Below are 17,105 nucleotides of genomic sequence, written 5' to 3'. Positions count from 1 at the left end.
CTTGTCACTAGTTGCCGGAGCGCGGTGATCCGGCATAGGACACCACGCCCGGCTCTGATCATTCACCTACTCATAACACCCTTACCTGGCACCATGGTGGAGGGAAGCGCAGGAGGTGCCCGATGGGGCTGTTCGATCGTTTTCGCAGGAAGCCGCGCGCAGGTGTGCTGCGGACCGCTTCCAACCAGGACACGAGCCACCTCGAACAGTGGACGAAGAGCCGCCACGGCGTCGAGGCCTATGTGGAGCCGAAGACCACGGTGACCGAGACCACTGTGGTCCTGGTCGCTCACGACGGCGAGTGGACCCGGCGCCGGGTGCCGTCGCCGGACGCCGCGCGGTCGTTCGCACGCAAACTCGGCATGCCGATCTACGACGCGGGCATCGTGGGTTACCCGAAGCGCATGCGCGACTACACCGCGCGAAAAAAGGCTTCCGGCGAACTCTAAATCCTCACGACCGGCTCGTGCCGAACGGGGAAATTGACGCTCGCCGCGATGAAGCACATCGAATGCGCTTTCTCGTGCAACGCCTGCGCCGTCTCCTTGGTCGCGGGATCGGCGACCGTCACGACGGGGTTGAGCACCACCTCGGTGAACCGCCCGGACCCGTCCGAGTGCTCGGCCATGACACCGGTGGCGTGGTCGCGGTAGCCGGTCACGACGACGCCGTTGACCGACGCGAGGTGCAGGTACCAGAGCATGTGGCACTGCGAGAGCGACGCGACGAGCAGTTCCTCGGGGTTGTACCGGCCGCGATCACCCCGGAACGACGGATCGGACGACCCGAGGATCGTCTCCTTGCCCTCGACCCGGACCTCGTGCGCGCGTTCGTAGGACTTGTACCCGGAAGTGCCGCTCCCGGTGTTCCCGGTCCAGACGACGTCGGCCTCGTACTGATGCGTCCCCATGTGGAAATACTCCTCCCGCCGGGCCCCACGGCACAGCCCTACGCGTCGTCACCGCCGTCGCGCAGGGAATGGATCATCCCCCGCAGGATCCGGAAAGCGTTCGCCTGCTCGGCCTCCGTCAGCCCGCCCAGCATCCTGACCTCGACGGACCGGACCGCCGCGGACGCGGCCTCGAGACTCCGCCGCCCGCGAGGCGTGAGCCGCGTGGGAAGAACCTTCCCGACGGGTGCCGCCGCGGGCCTGGTCACGTAGCCGTCCCGTTCCAGGGTCTGGAGCAGCACGCTCATCGACTGCCGAGTGACGAACGCGCCCCGCGCGAGCTCGGAGTTCGACAGACCCGGCCGCTGCGCCAGCAGTTCGAGGCAGGAGTAGTGCGTCACGCTCATCCCGAGCGGCCGCAGCACCTCCTCCATGGCGGCGCGGAGCACGCTCGACGCCTCTTTCAGCAGGTAGCCCAGTGACGTCTCCAGGTCGACGCCGGCACCGTCTTGACTCATGTCAGTATTCTGACATAGCGTGGTGCGTGTCAGGATACTGACACGACAGAAGGAGCGTCATCATGGCCGCCACGGGCCCCGACTTCATCTCGCTGCAAGCGCGCGACCTCGACGCCTCGCGGGCGTTCTACGAGCAGTACCTCGGCCTCGTCCGCTCGCCGACCGGACCTCCGCACGCCGTCGTCTTCGAGACGAAGCCGATCGCGTTCGCACTCCGCGACGTCGTTCCCGGCACCGATCTCGCCTCCGTCGCCCAGCCCGGCATCGGCGCCGCGATCTGGTTCCACGCCACCGACGTCCAGGCCGTCCACGACGCCCTCGCCGCCGACGGCCACCCCATCGTCTCCGCGCCGATCGACGGCCCCTTCGGCCGCACGTTCACCTTCGCCGACCCCGACGGCTACCACGTCACGCTCCACGACCGCGCCTGACGAGCAAATGCCCGCAAGCCCTTCTTCGCGCTTCTCGCCGAAATAGCAAGCCGCCATCGCGATAGCCGCGCGGTGCCATTTCGCCCGCCCGCCGACGCCCCTGCTCGAGTGCCCTTGCAACGACACGTTTGCGGACGAAGTCAAAAGACTTGTTGCAAAGGTGCTGGTCAGTGGCGCCGAAGCAACTGATATATCGGCTGCAACGCAACGGGCGGAGCCCCCGAAGGAGCTCCGCCCGTTGCGTGGAAAGAATTGCTCAGCCGTTGGCGGCGATGTCCGCCAGAACAGCCGCGATGGTCCGCACCGGAACGCCGGTGCCGCCCTTCGAGGTGTATCCGTACGGGCCGCCGGTGTGGAATGCCGGGCCCGCGATGTCGATGTGCGCCCACTGCACGCCCTCGGCCACGAACTCGCGCAGGAACAGCCCGGCGGCGAGCATGCCGCCCCAGCGGTGCCCGGTCACGTTCGCGAGGTCCGCGAGACGCGAGTCGAGGTCCGCGCGCAGCTCCTCGGGCAGTGGCATCGCCCACGCCGACTCGCCGACGGCGGTGCCGATGGCGGCCACGCGGTCGCGGAACTCGTCGGAGCCCATGACGCCCGAGGTGCGCTTGCCGAGGGCGACGACCTGCGCCCCGGTCAGCGTCGCGGTCTCGATCAGGTAGTCGGGGTTGTCCTCGCACGCGCGCACGATGGCGTCGGACAGGATCAGGCGGCCCTCGGCGTCGGTGTTGAGCACCTCGACGGTCTTGCCGCCGTACATGGTCAGCACGTCGCCGGGGCGGTACGCGTCACCGGACGGCATGTTCTCCGCCATCGGGATCGACGCGATGATCTCCAGCGGGTACTTGAGCTTCGCGGCGAGCACCATCGTGGCGACGATCGCGGCGGCACCCGACATGTCCGAGGTCATCTCGTCCATGCCCGCGGCCGGCTTGATCGAGATGCCGCCGGTGTCGAACGTGATGCCCTTGCCGACGAGCGCGACCTTCTTGACGGCCTTCGCGCCCTTGTACGAGATGCGCACGAGGCGCGGCTGGCGCGTCGAACCGACGCCGACACCCAGGATGCCGCCGAAGCCCTGCTTCTTCAGCGCCTTCTCGTCGAGGATCTCGACGTCGAGACCGGCCGCGGTGGCGAGCTTCTCCGCGCGGGCGGCGAACGAGGCGGGGTAGAGGTCGTTCGGCGGCGTGTTGATGAAGTCACGCGCGATGGCGACGGACTCGGCGATCGCGACGGCGGCCTTCAGCGCGGCCTTGTTCTCCTTGGAACCGGCGGCGTGCAGGTCGACCTTCACGACCGGGCCCTCGCCCTTGTCGGACTTGTACTCGGTGAACGAGTAGGCGCCGAGCAGCGTGCCCTCGGCCGCCGCGCCGACGTGCAGGGCTGCGAGCGTGTTGATCGCGCGCTTCTTGCCACCCAGTGCGCGGGCGGCGACACCGGACGCGCGGCGCACCTGCTCTTCACCGGCGGTCTTGCCGAGGCCGACGGCCAGCACGAGCGGGGCGGCGATCTTGCCGAACGTCGGCACCTTCACCAGCTCGTCGGCCTTGCCGGACGCGCGCAGGGTGCCGAGCACGTCGAGCAGCGCGCCGTCGAACGCGGCGGCGACAGCTTCGGCACCGGGGGCGAGCTCCAGACCGTCCGCACCCTGCAGGGTGCCCACGACGACTGCGTCCGCGGCGGTGGTGCTCAGGTCACCCTCGGTGAGGGCCAGCTTCGGGGCTGTCACGTGCTGCTCCAGGGTTGTTGCGGGCGGGGCTCGGAATCGTGACTCATGCTAAAGGTCGGACTGTCCCACTAATGCCCAGCCCCGCCACGATCGCCGCAATCCGTGACGTTGACAGTTGCGCACAGTGGCGATTCGCCCGTTTCACGCATCAGTCGACCGGGTGGTTACGGCCGGATGCCGCATCTGAGAACGTGTACCCCGTGACCCACACGCCTCGCGAGATCGTCACGACGGTCGCGCTCGGTCTTCCCGCGGTGCTCGGAGCGGGGGTCTTCGCCGGATTCGCCCCAGCCGCAGGACTTGCGGGCTGGTGGGTGCTCCCGGCGCTGGCCGTCTCCGCGCTCGCCGCCCTCTGCTCGGCCTTCTCGACCGCCGACCAGTCCCGTGCCTACCCGGACGTCGGCGGCGGTTACGGATACGTGCGCGCGCAGCTCGGCGTGTGGCCCGCACGGATGACAGCGAGTGCACACCTTCTGGGCCGGTGCGCCATGGCGGCCGCGGTGGCGTCGATGTTCGGCGCGTACGTGGTGCCGGACCAGCCGATGATCGGCGCGCTCGCCCTGGTCGTCGCGACGGCGTTGCTCGGCGCGGTCGGCTTCCGCTTCACCGCGGGCGTCAGCGTGCTGGTGTCCGTGGTCGTCCTCGGCGTGCTGGCGCTGGTCGTCGCGGCGAGCTTCTCGATCGCGCCCGTGCCGTCGGTGGGGGAGACCGGCACCCCCAACGAACTCGTCGGCGTCGCCGGCCTGATGTTCATGGCCTTCGCCGGCTTCGAGCGCATCACCGCGCCGCACCGCGGTGAGCGACCGCACCCGGTGTCCGTGCTGAAGATCGCGATTCCGGTCCTGATCGGACTGTCGTTCGTGGTCTATCTGGCCGTGGGCGCCGGTGTGCTCCGTCAGCTCGGCAGCGCGCGCCTCGCGTTGTCACCGGCTCCGTTGCGCGACGCGCTCGTCGCCGCAGACTCGGCCGCGCTGGTGCCGCTCGTGCAGATCGCCGCGGCGGTGGCAGGTGTGGCCGCGCTGCACTTCGTCCTCACGTCCGCGCACCGCACGCTGACCGGTCTGGCCGAGGACGGCGACCTGCCGACCCGCCTCAAGCCCGGCGCGCTGACGCTCGTCGTGGTCGTCGCTTCCGCACTCGCCGTGGTGCTCATGCCGTTGGGGACGGCGCTGGGCGTGGCGGCGTGCGGGACGTTGTTCTACTACGCCTTCACGAACGCGTCGGCTCGAGTCCTGCTGCAGAACGACCGCACGTGGCCCATGCGCACGGCTTGTCTCGGACTTGGGCTCTCGGTGCTGCTCGCGATGAGCATGCCGGTGCCCGCGATGCTGATCTCCATCGCGGGACTGGGCATCGGCACCGGGCTCATTGGCCTGACAGCGTCACTGAGAGGAAAACGAGCAGCGTCACGCCAACACACACCGCAAGCCCGATGACGCGGCCGTTGTTGAGAGGGCCGTTCTTGGTGATGCTGCGGTAGACGGTCAGGAAGACGATGACGAGGAACACCGCGACGACGACGCCCCCGGAGCCCTCGATCACCCACCCGTCGAGCAACGTCATGCCGGTGCCCAGAACGAGCAGCGCGGCCTGCAACACCGTGCGGACGTCCGCACCCTTCGAAGATCTTTCCGGCTCGGTCATGGCCGGGGACTCTATCGAGCTTCACTTAGTAGGACGTCCGAGTTTTGGGAAGACGATTTTCCGTATCCCCACCTGCGGGTTACCGTGCTCACATGACGAGCGAGTTGCCTTTCACCCGGACTCCCCACCCGCACCCGGCGACCCCGGAGCGCGTAGCGGAGGTACTTGCCAAGCCGGGCTTCGGGCAGCACTTCACCGACCACATGGTGACGATCCGCTGGAACCGCGAGCAGGGCTGGCACGACGCTGAGGTCGGCCCGTACTCCACCCTCGCACTGGACCCCGCGGCAATGGTGCTGCACTACGGCCAGGCGATCTTCGAAGGGCTCAAGGCCTACCGGCAGCCCGACGGTTCGATCGCGTCCTTCCGCCCCGCGGCCAACGCCGAGCGCTTCCGCGCCTCGGCCCGCCGCATGGCGATGCCCGAACTTCCCGACGAGCTCTTCCTGGAGTCCGTGCGGCAGATCCTCGCGGTCGACGACCGCTGGGTGCCCTCGGCCGAGGAGGAGTCCCTCTACCTGCGGCCGTTCATGATCTCCACGGAGAAGGGCCTCGGCGTGCGACCCGCGACCGAGTACCTCTACGTGCTGATCGCCTCCCCGGCCGGCTCCTACTTCGCGAGCGGCGTCCGGCCGGTGAGCGTGTGGCTCTCGACCGAGTACGTCCGCGCGGCTCCCGGTGGCACCGGCGCGGCCAAGTTCGCCGGCAACTACGCCGCGTCCCTCGTGGCGCAGGCTCAGGCCGCCGAGAAGGGCTGCGACCAGGTCGTCTGGCTCGACGCGGTGGAACGCCGCTGGGTCGAGGAGATGGGCGGCATGAACCTGTTCTTCGTCTTCGGGGACAAGGTGATCACGCCGGAGCTGACCGGCACGCTGCTGCCCGGCATCACCCGGAGCTCGCTGCTGGAACTGGCCTCCGAACTCGGCCTGACCGTCGAGGAGCGCCGCATCTCGACCGACGAGTGGGAGAAGGCCAACGCCTCCGGTGAGCTCACCGAGGTCTTCGCCTGTGGCACGGCCGCGGTCATCACGCCGGTCGGCCACGTCAAGCACGCCGGTGGCGAGTTCGACATCGCCGACGGCGGCACCGGCTCGGTGACGAAGCAGCTGCGCGAGCGCCTGACCGGCCTCCAGCACGGCCACGTCGCCGACACCCACGGCTGGATGACGGTGCTGCACTCGTAGGGCTCTGGGTTAGGCGATCACCAGCACGGCCAGGAGCGCGATTTCGGCGGCAGCACCGAGCACATCACCGGTGATGCCGCCGAAACGCTTTCCGGTGTGCTTCACCAGCAGCCACACGAGCGCGAACGCGACGACGACGGCCACGACCGCGCGCCACCCGAGCGGAATCGCCGCAGCGGCGAGCACCACCCACGTGCCGATGACCATCAACGGATGCTGCGTGCCCGCAACGAGCGCACCGAGCCCCTCAGGCCGTGCCGCAGGTACGCCACGCATGCAACAGATGCCGAACGCCGCCCGGCTCGTCGCGAACGCGAGCAGGACGACACCCCAGTGGGCGTGGGGGAGTGCGGCGGCCTGGGCGCCCAGCACCACGATCAGCGAGACGACACCGAACGGTCCCGCGCCGCCGTCCTTCATGACCTTGAGCGCACGCTCCGGCGGCCCGTAGCAACCGAGTCCGTCGGCCACGTCGGCAAGCCCGTCGAGGTGCATACCGCGTGTCGACAGCGCGACGACGCCGACGGCCAAGAACCCGGCCACGAGCGCCGATATATCGGATATCGCCAGCAGCTTGAGCACGCCGACGACGAACGCGCCGATGACGACGCCGACGACGGGCGTCCAGGCAATGGCCCGTCCTGCCGCTCGCTCGTCGACGTCGTCGACGCGCAACGGCAGGACTGTCAGCCAGGAGAACGCCAGTTTCAAGGGCGGAGCTTCATTCCTTGTTCGTGATGCCGGCGCTCTCGAACGTCGCCATCTCCGCGAGCACCTTCACCGCCGAGATCAGCAACGGCAGCGCCGCCACGGCACCGGACCCCTCGCCGAGCCGCATCTCGAACTGCAGCAGCGGCTTGAGGTTGAGGTGCCCGAGCGCGATCGCGTGCGCGGGCTCAGCCGACTCGTGCCCGGCCACCCACCACTCGCGGGCACCCGGCGCCAACTCCTCGGCCACGACCGCCGCCGCGCCGACGACGACGCCGTCGAGCACGACCGGCGTCTTGCGCACGGAGGCCTGAGCCAGGAACCCGGCCATCGCGGCGATGTCGGCGCCACCGGCCGTGGCGAGCAACGCGGTCGGGTCGCTGATCACCAGGCGGGCCCGGCGCAGCGCGTCCCGGATCGCCGCCGTCTTGCGCATCCAGGCCTGGTCGTCGATGCCGGTGCCGCGTCCGACGACCGCGACGGGCTCCGACCCGGTCAGCGACGCGATCAGCACCGCGGCGGGCGTCGTGTTGCCGATGCCCATGTCACCAGCGACGAGCACGTCGGCGCCCGCGTCGATCTCCTCGTCTGCCACCGCACGGCCGGCCGCGATCGCGAGCTCGCACTGCTCACGGGTGAGCGCGTCCTCGCGGTCGATCGACCCGGACGAGCGCCGCACCTTGTGCTGGCTGACCGCGGCCGGGGTGTCCGCGTCGACGGCCATGTCGACCACGCGCACCGTGGCACCCGCGACCTGCGCGAGGACGTTCACGGCGGCGCCGCCGGTCAGGAAGTTCGCGACCATCTGGCCGGTCACCTCGCTCGGGAACGCCGACACGCCCTGAGCGGTGATGCCGTGGTCGCCCGCGAACACGACGACCCGCGGCCGCACGAACGGCTTGGGCGGCACGACGCCCTGGCAGGCCGCGATCCAGTTGCCCAGCTCCTCGAGCCGTCCGAGCGAGCCGACCGGCTTGGTCAGCACCGCGTGCCGGGCCTCGGCCTCGCGCAGAACGGTCTCGTCCGGCGGTTCGACCGGCGGGAACTCGGTGCTCACCTGGTCACTCCTCATCGCAGTTTCAACGGGATGCCGGCGACGAGCAGGGTGACCTCGTCGCACACCTCGGCGACGCGCGCGTTGAGCGCACCGAGGTGATCTCGGAAGAGCCTGCCAGAACGCGTCGACGGAATGACGCCGAGGCCGACCTCCGCCGTCACCAGCACCAGTCGTGCCCGGCACGTCGCGACCGAACGCACGATCGCGTCGATGTGGTGCGCGACCACGTCACCGCTGGTTTCCTCCTTGGCGCCTTCCCACGCGTTGGCGTCGTCGAGCACGCCGACCAGCCACGTCGACAGGTCGTCCACCAGGATCGGCGGGTCCTCGTACTGGGTGGCGGTGAGCAGGGCCGGCAGGTCGGCCGGAGCCGACGCCTCGACCGTGTGCCAAGTGGACGGACGCCGCGCGACGTGCAGCGCGATGCGTGCGTCCCAGTCCGGGTCGTCGGAATATCTGCGCGCGGTTGCGACGTAGGTCACGGTCGCCTCGGTGAGCAGACCTTCCGCGTGCGCTGACTTGCCTGACCGCGCTCCGCCGAGCACGAGCGTCCGAGATGACAAGAGTTAGCCTTCGTCCGTGGAATACCGCTGGCGCTACCAGGATGCACACGGACGCGACGTCGCGGGCCCGGATGTGACGTTCGCCGAGCAGACCGAGGCCGAGGACTGGTTCAACGCCGAGTGGCGTGACCTGCTCGACGCCGGGGTCGACCAGGTCACGCTGCTGCGCTCGGAATCCGAGGTGTACGGCCCGATGAGCCTCCACCCAGCCGGTTAGCCCTGGGCGGTGAGCCGCGGGTCGTCGGTGATGACGCCCTCGAGGACCTTGTCGATCTGCGTGAGCACGTCGTCGTCGAGCTCGATGTCGATGGCCTTGACGTTCTCGAAGACCTGCTCCGGACGCGACGCGCCGATGATGGCGGACGCGACGTTCGGGTTCTTCAGCACCCACGCGACGGCGAGCTGCGCCAGCGTGATGCCCGCTTCCTCGGCGATCGGCTTGAGCTGCTGAACGGCGTTGAGCACGTCGTCCCGCATCCAGCGCGCGATCATCTGCGACCCGCGCGCGTCGGCCAGGCGCGACCCCTCCGGCACCTCGGCGCCCGGCAGGTACTTGCCGGTCAGGATGCCCTGCGCGACGGGGGAGAAGACGATCTGGCTCAGGCCCTCGCGCTCGCACGCCGGGATGACCTGCGGCTCGATCACGCGCCACAACATCGAGTACTGCGGCTGGTGCGACACGAACGGGACGTTCAGCTCACGGGCCAGCGCGGCACCGCGGGTGATCTGCTCGGCGGTCCACTCGGAGACACCGACGTAGAGGACCTTGCCCTGGCGGACGAGGTCGGCGAACGCCAGCATCGTCTCCTCGAGCGGGACGCTGTAGTCGAACCGGTGTGCCTGGTACAGGTCGACGTAGTCGGTCTGCAGCCGCTTCAGCGACGCGTTGGCCGACTCCATGATGTGCTTGCGGCCGAGCCCGCGGTCGTTGGGGCCGCCAGGACCGGTCGGCCAGTAGACCTTGGTGAGGATCTCGAGCGACTCGCGCCGCTGACCCTGCAGCGCCCGGCCGAGCACCGACTCCGCGGCGGTGTTGGCGTAGACGTCGGCGGTGTCGAAGGTCGTGATCCCCGACTCCAGCGCCGCCTTCACACAGGCGTGGGCCTGGTCCTCTTCGACCTGGGAACCGTGCGTGAGCCAGTTGCCGTACGAGATCTCACTGATGGACAGGCCGCTGCGGCCCAGTCGACGGAACTTCATACATCCGAGCTTAAACCGAAATCGTTCGTGCTGCTAATGAACTTCGGGCGCGTGCCACACCATGGAATACCGCCAGAACAGGTGCCTCCGCACGCATGCGCCGGGCACGATCTCCGCCGCGGCCGCGCGGATCTCCGGCAACGTCGGCGCCGTCATCACCATCGGCATCTCGGCGTCGTGGGGATTGCCACCGGTGCCGTTGATCGCTTTCACCAGACCGACAACGGCGTTCGCCGGCAACGTCACGAACTCCATCGCGCGGTCTGATCGCGTCGCGGTCAGGTAGAGCCCGATGACGACGAGCGTGCCGCCGGGCTTGGTCAGCTCGGCGAGCCGGACGAGGCCTTCGCGCAACGGCAGGTGGTGCAGGCTCGCCTCGGCGGTGACGACGTCGTAGCGACCCAGGTCGTGGGTGAGGACGTCGCCGTGGATCCAGTTGACCCGATCGCTGCCGGCGCTCGCGCGTTCGATCATGCGCGCGTTCGCGTCGATCGCGGTGACCTCGCGGGCCTTCAGCGATCGAGCCAGATCACCCAGGCCACAGCCGACGTCCAAGGCCGAATCGACCCCGGACGGCAACTGCCGGAGCAGCCAGCGGCGGTACCACTCGTTGTGGTTCCACCGCAGCTTCTCCGGCAGCTGAAGCTTGCGCGGTTGCTGACGCACCATCTACTTGATGGCGTCGCCCGGCTTCACGCGCGGCTTGGGCACGCGCAGCTTGCGGATCTGGCTCGCGCGGATGAACGAGTACCAGCCGATCGACAGGCCCTTGATCGGCTCGGTCGGGAACTTCGCCCGCACCTTGCGCGTGACGAGGCGGCCGAGCACGAAGCCCTCGATGATCATCGCGATCAGCATGAACGTCGTCGCCAGCGTCGCGTACCGCTGCACGGCCAGCGATGGCGTCAGCAGCGCCACGAACACCAGGACGGCGAGCGGCATGAACAGGCCCATGAGGTTGCGCCGCGAGTCGACGAGGTCGCGGATGTACGCCTTCACCGGACCGCGGTCACGCGGCAGCAGGTACTTGTCGTCGCCCGCCATCATGCGCTGACGACGCTCGGTGGCCGCGGCACGGCGGTCTTCCTTGCTCACCTTGTTGCCGCGCATGCGCTTGAACGCCTCGCGCTGCGTGCGGGGCGGCGGCGGCACCGGACCGGAACGCCTGCCCTGGGCCTCACGCCGCTTGGGCGTGGGCCTGCCCTTGCCCGCGGAGCGGTTGGAGTCGGTGGCCTCGTCGGCCGACTCGGTGGCCGGGGCATCGGTATCAGCGGCGTTGCGACGCAGGAACCTCACAACGACAGGGTAGGACAGTGGTTCTTCTGTACCTTTCGCGAGGTGCGCGTACTCATCGCTCCGGACTGCTTCGGCGGCACCCTGACCGCCCGCGAGGCCGCTGACGCCATCGCCACCGGCTGGCACGACGCCAAGCCCGACGACATCGTCACCCAACGCCCGCTGGCCGACGGAGGCCCCGGCTTCGTCGACGTCCTGCACGCCGCGACCGAAGGTGACATCCGATATATCACCGTCACCGGCCCGCTCGGCGACCCTGTCGAGGCACGCTGGCTCAGCGTGCATGCGAACGGTCGACGCCTTGCATACATCGAGTCCGCCGAAGCCTGCGGCCTCCACCTCATCCCCGCAGACCTCCGCGCGCAGTCCTGCGAGACGGCGACAACGCGAGGCGTCGGCGAACTCATCGCGGCAGCTGCGGACGACAACGATGTCATCACGGTCGGCCTCGGTGGCTCCGGCACGACCGACGGCGGCGCCGGCATGCTCGCCGCCTTGTCGGACGCGGGCGTCGACCTCACTGATATATCGCTGGTGGCCGCGTCCGACGTGGAGAACCCGCTCCTCGGCCCGCACGGCGCCGCGCGCACGTTCGGCCCGCAGAAGGGCGCGTCCCCGGAAGCCGTGGAACGTCTCGAAGCGAAGCTCGCCGCCATGGACGTCCTCAAGCCGGTAGCCGACATGTCGGGCGCCGGAGCGGCGGGCGGCCTGGGCGCGGCGCTCCTCTCGCTGGGCGCGACGGTGACGTCCGGCGCGGGCCTCGTCCGCGAACTCACCGGCCTCGACGCCGCCCTCGACGACGCCGACGTCGTCCTCACCGGCGAAGGCAGCTTCGACTGGCAGTCACTGCGCGGCAAGCTCATCACCGCCGTCGCCTCGGGCGCCGCCGAACGAGGCATCCCGTGCATCGCCGTCGCGGGCCAGGTCAGCGTCGGCCGCCGAGAGATGGGCGCCGCCGGCGTCCAGGCCGCCTACTCGGTGTCCGAGCACGTCGGCTCTGTGCAAAAGTCGATTGCGGACGCCCGCAAAAGTCTCATTGCAACGGCCCGGCACGTGGCCACGCAGTGGTCTCGTTGATAGCCGCACCTCGGGGCGCACTGATATATCGGTTGGCTTGAGCGTGGTCTACGTGACAGTCGACACTTGAGGCGACGTGGCCCGTCGTTGTGGGACCATGGGAAGTGGAACAAGGCGGGGAACGCCCGTGTTGTTGATGGGTGAACCGCCCGCAAAGGACCTCTTAGGAGAGCCATGACGACCGCTCAGGATGCCGCTTCGACCACTGAGGCGCCCAGCCACGGCGTGACGCTGACCGATGCGGCCGCCGTCAAGGCGAAGGCGCTGCTCGACCAGGAGGGCCGCGATGACATGCACCTGCGCATCGCCGTCCAGCCCGGTGGTTGCGCCGGCCTTCGTTACCAGCTGTTCTTCGACGAGCGTGCGCTCGACGGTGACGCGATGGTCGACTTCAACGGCATGAAGGTCGCCGTCGACCGCATGAGCGCCCCGTACGTCGAAGGTGCTGTCATCGACTTCGTGGACACGATCGAGAAGCAGGGCTTCACGATCGACAACCCGAACGCCGGCGGGTCCTGCGCCTGCGGCGACTCGTTCCACTAAGGCGAACACGCGGAGAGGCCGCGTTCCCGCATCGACGGGAACGCGGCCTCTCCGTGTGTGGACCAGGAAATCTGCCAGGTATGACCCGGACAGACTGAGAAGCCGGTAGGTAGACCCAGAAGGGTCAGACCCGGAAAGTCAGACCCAGAAGTCAGACGCCGTATTCGGCGAGGCCTTCGACCTGGTGAGCGCACCGCTCGTCGACCTGCCAGGGCGCGGCGTCGCGCGGGGCGGGAAGGGGGTGCTCGGGGTGGGTCAGAGCGAAGGGGAGCTGCGCGCAGTCCTCGATCAGTTCACTCATCGTGGTCGCCTCTGGGATCGTCACCTTCTGACCGTATGACGGCGGTCTGACCTGCGGTAGCCCTACCAAACAGTAGTCTTCACAGCGGTACTCGTCCGGGTGAGTTGTCACGTAGCGCAACAAGAAAAGAGGAGCCGACGTGCCCCTAGCCGTGTGCGGCAGCATCGCGACCGACCATCTGATGCACTTTCCGGGTCGTTTCGCGGACCAGCTGGTCGCGGAGCGTCTCGACCGTGTGTCGCTGAGCTTCCTGGTCGACGACCTCGTAGTCCGGCGTGGTGGCATCGGCGCGAACATCGCGTTCGGCCTCGGTGTGCTCGGGGTGCGGCCGGTGCTCGTGGGCGCCGTCGGCCAGGACTTCGACGACTACCGCTCGTGGCTCGAGCGGCACGGTGTCGACACGTCCGGCGTGTACGTGTCCGAGGTCGCGCACACCGCGCGGTTCGTCTGCACGACGGACGACGACATGTGCCAGATCGCGTCCTTCTACGCCGGTGCGATGGCCGAGTCGCGCAACATCGAGCTCGCACCGATCGCGAACCGCGTCGAGAACCTCGAACTCGTCATCATCAGCCCCGACGACCCCGCGGCGATGCTCCGTCACGCCGACGAGTGCCGTCAGCGCGGCTACAAGTTCGCCGTCGACCCGTCGCAGCAGCTCGCCCGCATGGACGGCGAGCAGGCGCGCGCGTTCGTCGAGGGCGCCGAGTACCTCTTCAGCAACGACTACGAGTGGGAACTGCTGCTGCAGAAGACCGGCTGGACCGAGGCCGACGTCCTCGCCCGTGTCGGCAAGCGCGTCACCACGCTCGGTGCCAAGGGCGTCGAGATCGTCGACCGCGACGGCTTCTCGCTGCACGTCCCCGCCGTTCCCGAGGTCGCGAAGACCGACCCGACCGGTGTCGGCGACGGTTTCCGCGCGGGCTTCCTGGCCGGCATCACCGCGGGCCTGAGCATCGAACGCGCTGCTCAGCTCGGCTCGTTCATCGCCGTCGAGGTGCTCGAGACCGTGGGCACGCAGGAGTGGGTGATCGAGCGCGAGTCGGCTCTCGCTCGCATTCGTGGCGCGTTTGGTGCGGAAGCCGCTGAGGAGATCGCTCCCGTCCTGCCATGATCGGACAATGGGGACGTACCTGTTCGGCGACACCGGTGAGTCGCTCGATCCTAAGTTCGACGCGCTGAGCTCTCTGCTCGACGCGGGCACGTTCGCCCGCGTCGAGCAGCTGGGTGTGGCGGACGGCTGGCGCTGCCTCGAAGTCGGAGGTGGTGGCGGGTCGGTGGCGAACTGGCTCGCCGACGTCGTCGCTCCGTCCGGGCACGTGACGGTCACCGACATCGACGTCACCCGGCTCGAGGAACGTGACAACGTCACCGTTCTGGAGCACGACGTGGTATCCAACATATTGCCCGGCAACGCGTTCGACCTGGTCCACGCGCGCCTGGTGCTCTTCTACCTCCCCGCCCGCGACCTCGTCCTGCGCAAGCTGCGCGACTCGCTGCGTCCCGGCGGATGGCTCGTGCTCGAGGAGTTCGACTGCCTCCCGCTCGAAGTCCTCTCCACCGGGCCGTCGTCCGGTCCCGAGGACGCGAAGCTGATCATGCGGGTGAAGAACGCCCTGCTGACGTTGCTCGACCACGCGGGCGCCGAACTGGCGTGGGGCGCGCGCATCGAGAGGGCGCTGCACGACGCCGGTCTGAACGACGTCAGCGGCTCCCGCGAGGTGCGGGAGTGGGAGGGCGGTTCCGCGGGATGCCGCCTGCTCGCCGCGACCGCGCGGCTGATGCGCCCGAAGCTCCCGCTCACCGACGACGAGTTCGCCCGCTACCTGGAACTGATGGCGTCTCCGGACACCGTCGTCAGCTCGTACGCGATCTGCAGTGCTCAGGGACGTCGCTGAAACGAGAAGGGCCCCTCCGGAGAGGGGCCCCAACCGCTAGAGCTTGACCGGGTAGTGCGGCTCCGGCACCACCGGCTGGATGCGGCCCTCGACGAAGATGCCGTGCCAGATCATGAACACCAGCAGTGCCCAGATGCGGCGGCTGTGGTCGAGCACGCCGGAGCGGTGCTCCTCGATCAGCCGAAGCACCGCGGACTTGTCGATGTACTGGTCGGTCTGCGACGTGCGCACGATGTCGACGGCCCAGTCGTGCATCTCGTCCTTGAGCCAGTGCCGGATCGGCACCGGGAAGCCGAGCTTGCGGCGGTTCAGCACGTGCGCCGGCACGATGTCGCGGATCGCCTTGCGCAGCGCGAACTTCGTGGTGTCCTTCGTGATCTTCAACTCACTCGGGATCTGCGACGCGATCTTGAAGACCTCGGGGTCGAGGAACGGGACGCGCAGCTCCAGCGAGTTCGCCATGGTCATCTTGTCGGCCTTGACCAGGATGTCCCCGCGCAGCCAGGTGAACAGGTCGACGTGCTGCATGCGCGTGACCGGGTCCCAGTTGCGCGACTCGCGGTACGGCTGGGCCGTCGCGTCCATGTGGGACACCGCCGGGTCGTACGTGCGCAACACCTGCCGCAGGTGGTCGTCGAGGAAGATGCGCGCGTTGCCGTAGTAGCGCTCCTCCAGCGTCAAAGCCCCGCGACGCAGCAGGTCCTTGCCGCGCACGCCGTGCGGGATCTTCGTGGAGACCTTGCCCATCGCCTTGCGCAGCGCGCCCGGCACCTTCTCGAACCCCGCCAGCGACAACGGCTCGCGGTAGATCGTGTATCCGCCGAAGAGCTCGTCCGCGCCCTCACCGGACAGGACGACCTTCACGTGCTGACGCGCCTCACGGGCGATGAACCACAACGGCACCAGCGCCGGGTCGGCCACCGGGTCGTCGAGGTACCAGGTGATCAACGGCAGGGAGTCCATCATCTCCTGCGCGCTGACCGTGCGGACCACGTGCTTCACGCCGATCAGCGCGGCGGACTCCGCGGCCACGTCGACCTCGGAGAACCCCTGCCGCTCGAACCCCGTGGTGAACGTGATCAGGTCCGGGTTGTGCTCCTTGGCCAGCGCCGCGACCACCGTCGAGTCGATGCCGCCCGACAGGAACGAGCCGACCGTCACGTCCGCGCGCATGTGCTTGGCGACCGAGTCGCGCAGCGCGGCGGTGATCTCGTCGTAGAGCGCGTCGGCCTCGCCCTCGCTGCGGACCGTGCGGACCTTGAAGTTCGCCGGGAAGTACCGCTCGAACCTCGGCGACTCGCCCGGCACCAGTGTGAACGAGTGGCCGGACTCGACGCGGTAGATCTGGTCGTGCAGCGAGGCGGGCTCCGGCACGTACTGCAGCGTGAGGTAGTGCTGCAGCCCCTTGACGTTCATCTTCGGGGCGATGCCGATCGTGGTGGCGATCTCCAGCAGGAGCTTCTTCTCGCTGGCGAACGCGACGCCGCTCTGACCCTGCGCCCAGTACAGCGGCTTGATGCCGAACGGGTCGCGGCCGCCGAACACGATGTCGCGCTCGGAGTCCCAGATCATGAAGGCGAACATGCCGCGCAGCCTCGTGATCGCCGCGGGCCCGAAGTAGTGGTAGGCGGCGACGATGGTCTCGGTGTCGCCGTCGGTGTGGAAGACCGCGCCGTGCTTCTCGGTGAGCTCCGCGCGCAGTTCCAGGTAGTTGTAGATCTCGCCGTTGAAGTTGATCGTGTACCGGCTCGGCGACTCCGCCGGACCCCAGGTCAACGGCTGGTGGGAGTGCTCGATGTCGATGATGGCGAGCCGGTTGAAGCCGAACACGACCTCGTCGACCCGCCTGGTGCCGCTCTCGTCCGGGCCGCGGTGCCGCATGCAGCGCAGCGCCGCCTCCATGGCCGGGCGCGCGTTCTCGGCCTCGTTCTCGCTAGGGCATACAAGTCCTGCCAGGCCGCACAAGGCTCTCGCACCTCTCAAGAAACACGAAGGGGAAGACCACGGGGAAGTCCTCAGTATGCCGAAGGGCCTCTGTGTGACCGAAACTGCACCGCAGCGGCGGTG

21 protein-coding genes are annotated in these 17,105 nt (G+C 68.8%); 9 read left to right on the top strand and 12 right to left on the bottom strand.

Annotation, left to right across the window (positions count from 1 at the left end; all coding sequences use genetic code 11):
- Positions 1–122: 122 nt before the first annotated feature.
- Positions 123–449, top strand: a complete 327-nt coding sequence (locus ACH413_RS29340) for an oxidoreductase (RefSeq protein WP_360042387.1) — start codon at positions 123–125, stop codon at positions 447–449.
- Here ACH413_RS29340 and ACH413_RS29335 read toward each other — a convergent pair.
- Positions 446–910, bottom strand: coding sequence for an OsmC family protein (locus tag ACH413_RS29335; RefSeq protein ID WP_360042390.1), 465 nt, complete (start codon positions 908–910; stop codon positions 446–448). The two genes, ACH413_RS29340 and ACH413_RS29335, sit on opposite strands and share 4 nt — an antisense overlap.
- 38 nt (positions 911–948) lie before the next feature.
- On the bottom strand, positions 949–1,407 hold the full coding sequence (locus ACH413_RS29330; protein WP_360042393.1) for a MarR family transcriptional regulator: 459 nt from the start codon (positions 1,405–1,407) through the stop codon (positions 949–951).
- Positions 1,408–1,469: 62 nt separating this feature from the next.
- Here ACH413_RS29330 and ACH413_RS29325 point away from each other — a divergent pair, with 62 nt between their 5' ends.
- Entirely contained in the window at positions 1,470–1,838 is a 369-nt protein-coding gene (locus ACH413_RS29325) for a VOC family protein (protein WP_360042396.1), read from the top strand.
- A gap of 256 nt (positions 1,839–2,094) precedes the next feature.
- On the opposite strand, the gene ACH413_RS29320 is transcribed toward ACH413_RS29325, so the two are convergent.
- The gene (locus tag ACH413_RS29320; RefSeq protein WP_360042399.1) at positions 2,095–3,567 is read right to left on the bottom strand and encodes a leucyl aminopeptidase; all 1,473 of its coding nucleotides are present in this window, start codon (positions 3,565–3,567) and stop codon (positions 2,095–2,097) included.
- Positions 3,568–3,767: 200 nt separating this feature from the next.
- Here ACH413_RS29320 and ACH413_RS29315 point away from each other — a divergent pair, with 200 nt between their 5' ends.
- Positions 3,768–5,003 (top strand): amino acid permease, encoded by a 1,236-nt coding sequence (locus tag ACH413_RS29315; RefSeq protein ID WP_360042402.1) that lies wholly within the window; start codon positions 3,768–3,770, stop codon positions 5,001–5,003.
- Here the strand turns inward: ACH413_RS29315 and ACH413_RS29310 are convergent.
- Positions 4,933–5,211 carry a hypothetical protein gene (locus ACH413_RS29310; RefSeq protein WP_360042405.1) on the bottom strand — a complete coding sequence of 93 codons (279 nt, stop codon included), beginning with the start codon at positions 5,209–5,211 and terminating at the stop codon, positions 4,933–4,935. The genes ACH413_RS29315 and ACH413_RS29310 overlap by 71 nt on opposite strands.
- A 92-nt stretch (positions 5,212–5,303) precedes the next feature.
- Between ACH413_RS29310 and ACH413_RS29305 the strand changes: the two genes are divergently transcribed.
- Positions 5,304–6,395 carry a branched-chain amino acid aminotransferase gene (locus ACH413_RS29305; protein ID WP_360042408.1) on the top strand — a complete coding sequence of 364 codons (1,092 nt, stop codon included), beginning with the start codon at positions 5,304–5,306 and terminating at the stop codon, positions 6,393–6,395.
- A 9-nt stretch (positions 6,396–6,404) separates the two neighbouring features.
- Here the strand turns inward: ACH413_RS29305 and cobS are convergent, their stop codons facing one another.
- From cobS to cobU, 3 genes are read right to left on the bottom strand one after another with little or no spacing between them, the layout of a single operon-like run.
- Positions 6,405–7,106: an adenosylcobinamide-GDP ribazoletransferase gene (gene cobS, locus ACH413_RS29300; RefSeq protein ID WP_360042411.1), complete on the bottom strand. Its 702-nt coding sequence runs from the start codon at positions 7,104–7,106 to the stop codon at positions 6,405–6,407.
- 10 nt (positions 7,107–7,116) lie between these two features.
- The gene (cobT, locus tag ACH413_RS29295) at positions 7,117–8,175 is read right to left on the bottom strand and encodes a nicotinate-nucleotide--dimethylbenzimidazole phosphoribosyltransferase (RefSeq protein ID WP_360042414.1); all 1,059 of its coding nucleotides are present in this window, start codon (positions 8,173–8,175) and stop codon (positions 7,117–7,119) included.
- The gene (gene cobU / locus ACH413_RS29290; protein ID WP_360042417.1) at positions 8,172–8,723 is read right to left on the bottom strand and encodes a bifunctional adenosylcobinamide kinase/adenosylcobinamide-phosphate guanylyltransferase; all 552 of its coding nucleotides are present in this window, start codon (positions 8,721–8,723) and stop codon (positions 8,172–8,174) included. Before cobU ends, cobT begins: the two co-directional genes overlap by 4 nt.
- Positions 8,724–8,739: 16 nt before the next feature.
- On the opposite strand from cobU, the gene ACH413_RS29285 reads away from it, so the two are divergent.
- The gene (locus ACH413_RS29285) at positions 8,740–8,940 is read left to right on the top strand and encodes a hypothetical protein (protein WP_360042420.1); all 201 of its coding nucleotides are present in this window, start codon (positions 8,740–8,742) and stop codon (positions 8,938–8,940) included.
- On the opposite strand, the gene ACH413_RS29280 is transcribed toward ACH413_RS29285, so the two are convergent.
- Genes ACH413_RS29280 through ACH413_RS29270 form a run of 3 tightly spaced genes read right to left on the bottom strand, consistent with a single transcriptional unit; the run spans position 8,937 to position 11,219 of the window.
- Entirely contained in the window at positions 8,937–9,923 is a 987-nt protein-coding gene (locus tag ACH413_RS29280) for an aldo/keto reductase family protein (RefSeq protein WP_360042423.1), read from the bottom strand. The genes ACH413_RS29285 and ACH413_RS29280 overlap by 4 nt on opposite strands.
- Before the next feature lie 33 nt (positions 9,924–9,956).
- Entirely contained in the window at positions 9,957–10,592 is a 636-nt protein-coding gene (locus ACH413_RS29275) for a class I SAM-dependent methyltransferase (protein WP_360042426.1), read from the bottom strand.
- The gene (locus tag ACH413_RS29270; RefSeq protein ID WP_360042428.1) at positions 10,593–11,219 is read right to left on the bottom strand and encodes a DUF3043 domain-containing protein; all 627 of its coding nucleotides are present in this window, start codon (positions 11,217–11,219) and stop codon (positions 10,593–10,595) included.
- A 42-nt stretch (positions 11,220–11,261) separates the two neighbouring features.
- Here ACH413_RS29270 and ACH413_RS29265 point away from each other — a divergent pair, with 42 nt between their 5' ends.
- Both ACH413_RS29265 and ACH413_RS29260 read left to right on the top strand, forming a co-directional pair.
- Positions 11,262–12,296: a glycerate kinase gene (locus tag ACH413_RS29265; RefSeq protein WP_360042431.1), complete on the top strand. Its 1,035-nt coding sequence runs from the start codon at positions 11,262–11,264 to the stop codon at positions 12,294–12,296.
- A 174-nt stretch (positions 12,297–12,470) separates the two neighbouring features.
- Positions 12,471–12,839, top strand: coding sequence for an iron-sulfur cluster assembly accessory protein (locus ACH413_RS29260; RefSeq protein WP_030474606.1), 369 nt, complete (start codon positions 12,471–12,473; stop codon positions 12,837–12,839).
- 151 nt (positions 12,840–12,990) lie between these two features.
- Here the strand turns inward: ACH413_RS29260 and ACH413_RS29255 are convergent, their stop codons facing one another.
- Positions 12,991–13,164: a hypothetical protein gene (locus ACH413_RS29255; protein ID WP_170176554.1), complete on the bottom strand. Its 174-nt coding sequence runs from the start codon at positions 13,162–13,164 to the stop codon at positions 12,991–12,993.
- A 157-nt stretch (positions 13,165–13,321) separates the two neighbouring features.
- Between ACH413_RS29255 and ACH413_RS29250 the strand changes: the two genes are divergently transcribed.
- On the top strand, positions 13,322–14,254 hold the full coding sequence (locus ACH413_RS29250) for a carbohydrate kinase family protein (protein WP_360042483.1): 933 nt from the start codon (positions 13,322–13,324) through the stop codon (positions 14,252–14,254).
- 7 nt (positions 14,255–14,261) lie between these two features.
- Positions 14,262–15,038, top strand: coding sequence for a class I SAM-dependent methyltransferase (locus ACH413_RS29245; RefSeq protein ID WP_360042436.1), 777 nt, complete (start codon positions 14,262–14,264; stop codon positions 15,036–15,038).
- Positions 15,039–15,074: 36 nt separating this feature from the next.
- Here ACH413_RS29245 and asnB read toward each other — a convergent pair whose 3' ends face one another.
- Complete coding sequence (asnB, locus tag ACH413_RS29240) at positions 15,075–17,003, bottom strand: asparagine synthase (glutamine-hydrolyzing) (RefSeq protein WP_360042439.1); 1,929 nt, start codon at positions 17,001–17,003, stop codon at positions 15,075–15,077.
- Positions 17,004–17,105 lie beyond the last annotated feature (102 nt).

This window comes from Lentzea sp. NPDC020367 (assembly GCF_044387305.1).
GTDB lineage: Bacteria > Actinomycetota > Actinomycetes > Mycobacteriales > Pseudonocardiaceae > Lentzea.
This window is presented reverse-complemented; position numbering and strand designations above follow the sequence as displayed.

Coding starts and splice junctions, on each gene's coding strand:
- ACH413_RS29340 (WP_360042387.1), top strand. CDS start 123: ATGGGGCTGTTCGATCGTTTTCGCAGGAAGCCGCGCGCAGGTGTGCTG.
- ACH413_RS29335 (WP_360042390.1), bottom strand. CDS start 910: ATGGGGACGCATCAGTACGAGGCCGACGTCGTCTGGACCGGGAACACC.
- ACH413_RS29330 (WP_360042393.1), bottom strand. CDS start 1,407: ATGAGTCAAGACGGTGCCGGCGTCGACCTGGAGACGTCACTGGGCTAC.
- ACH413_RS29325 (WP_360042396.1), top strand. CDS start 1,470: ATGGCCGCCACGGGCCCCGACTTCATCTCGCTGCAAGCGCGCGACCTC.
- ACH413_RS29310 (WP_360042405.1), bottom strand. CDS start 5,211: ATGACCGAGCCGGAAAGATCTTCGAAGGGTGCGGACGTCCGCACGGTG.
- ACH413_RS29305 (WP_360042408.1), top strand. CDS start 5,304: ATGACGAGCGAGTTGCCTTTCACCCGGACTCCCCACCCGCACCCGGCG.
- cobT (WP_360042414.1), bottom strand. CDS start 8,175: ATGAGGAGTGACCAGGTGAGCACCGAGTTCCCGCCGGTCGAACCGCCG.
- ACH413_RS29280 (WP_360042423.1), bottom strand. CDS start 9,923: ATGAAGTTCCGTCGACTGGGCCGCAGCGGCCTGTCCATCAGTGAGATC.
- ACH413_RS29275 (WP_360042426.1), bottom strand. CDS start 10,592: ATGGTGCGTCAGCAACCGCGCAAGCTTCAGCTGCCGGAGAAGCTGCGG.
- ACH413_RS29260 (WP_030474606.1), top strand. CDS start 12,471: ATGACGACCGCTCAGGATGCCGCTTCGACCACTGAGGCGCCCAGCCAC.
- ACH413_RS29250 (WP_360042483.1), top strand. CDS start 13,322: ATGCACTTTCCGGGTCGTTTCGCGGACCAGCTGGTCGCGGAGCGTCTC.
- ACH413_RS29245 (WP_360042436.1), top strand. CDS start 14,262: ATGGGGACGTACCTGTTCGGCGACACCGGTGAGTCGCTCGATCCTAAG.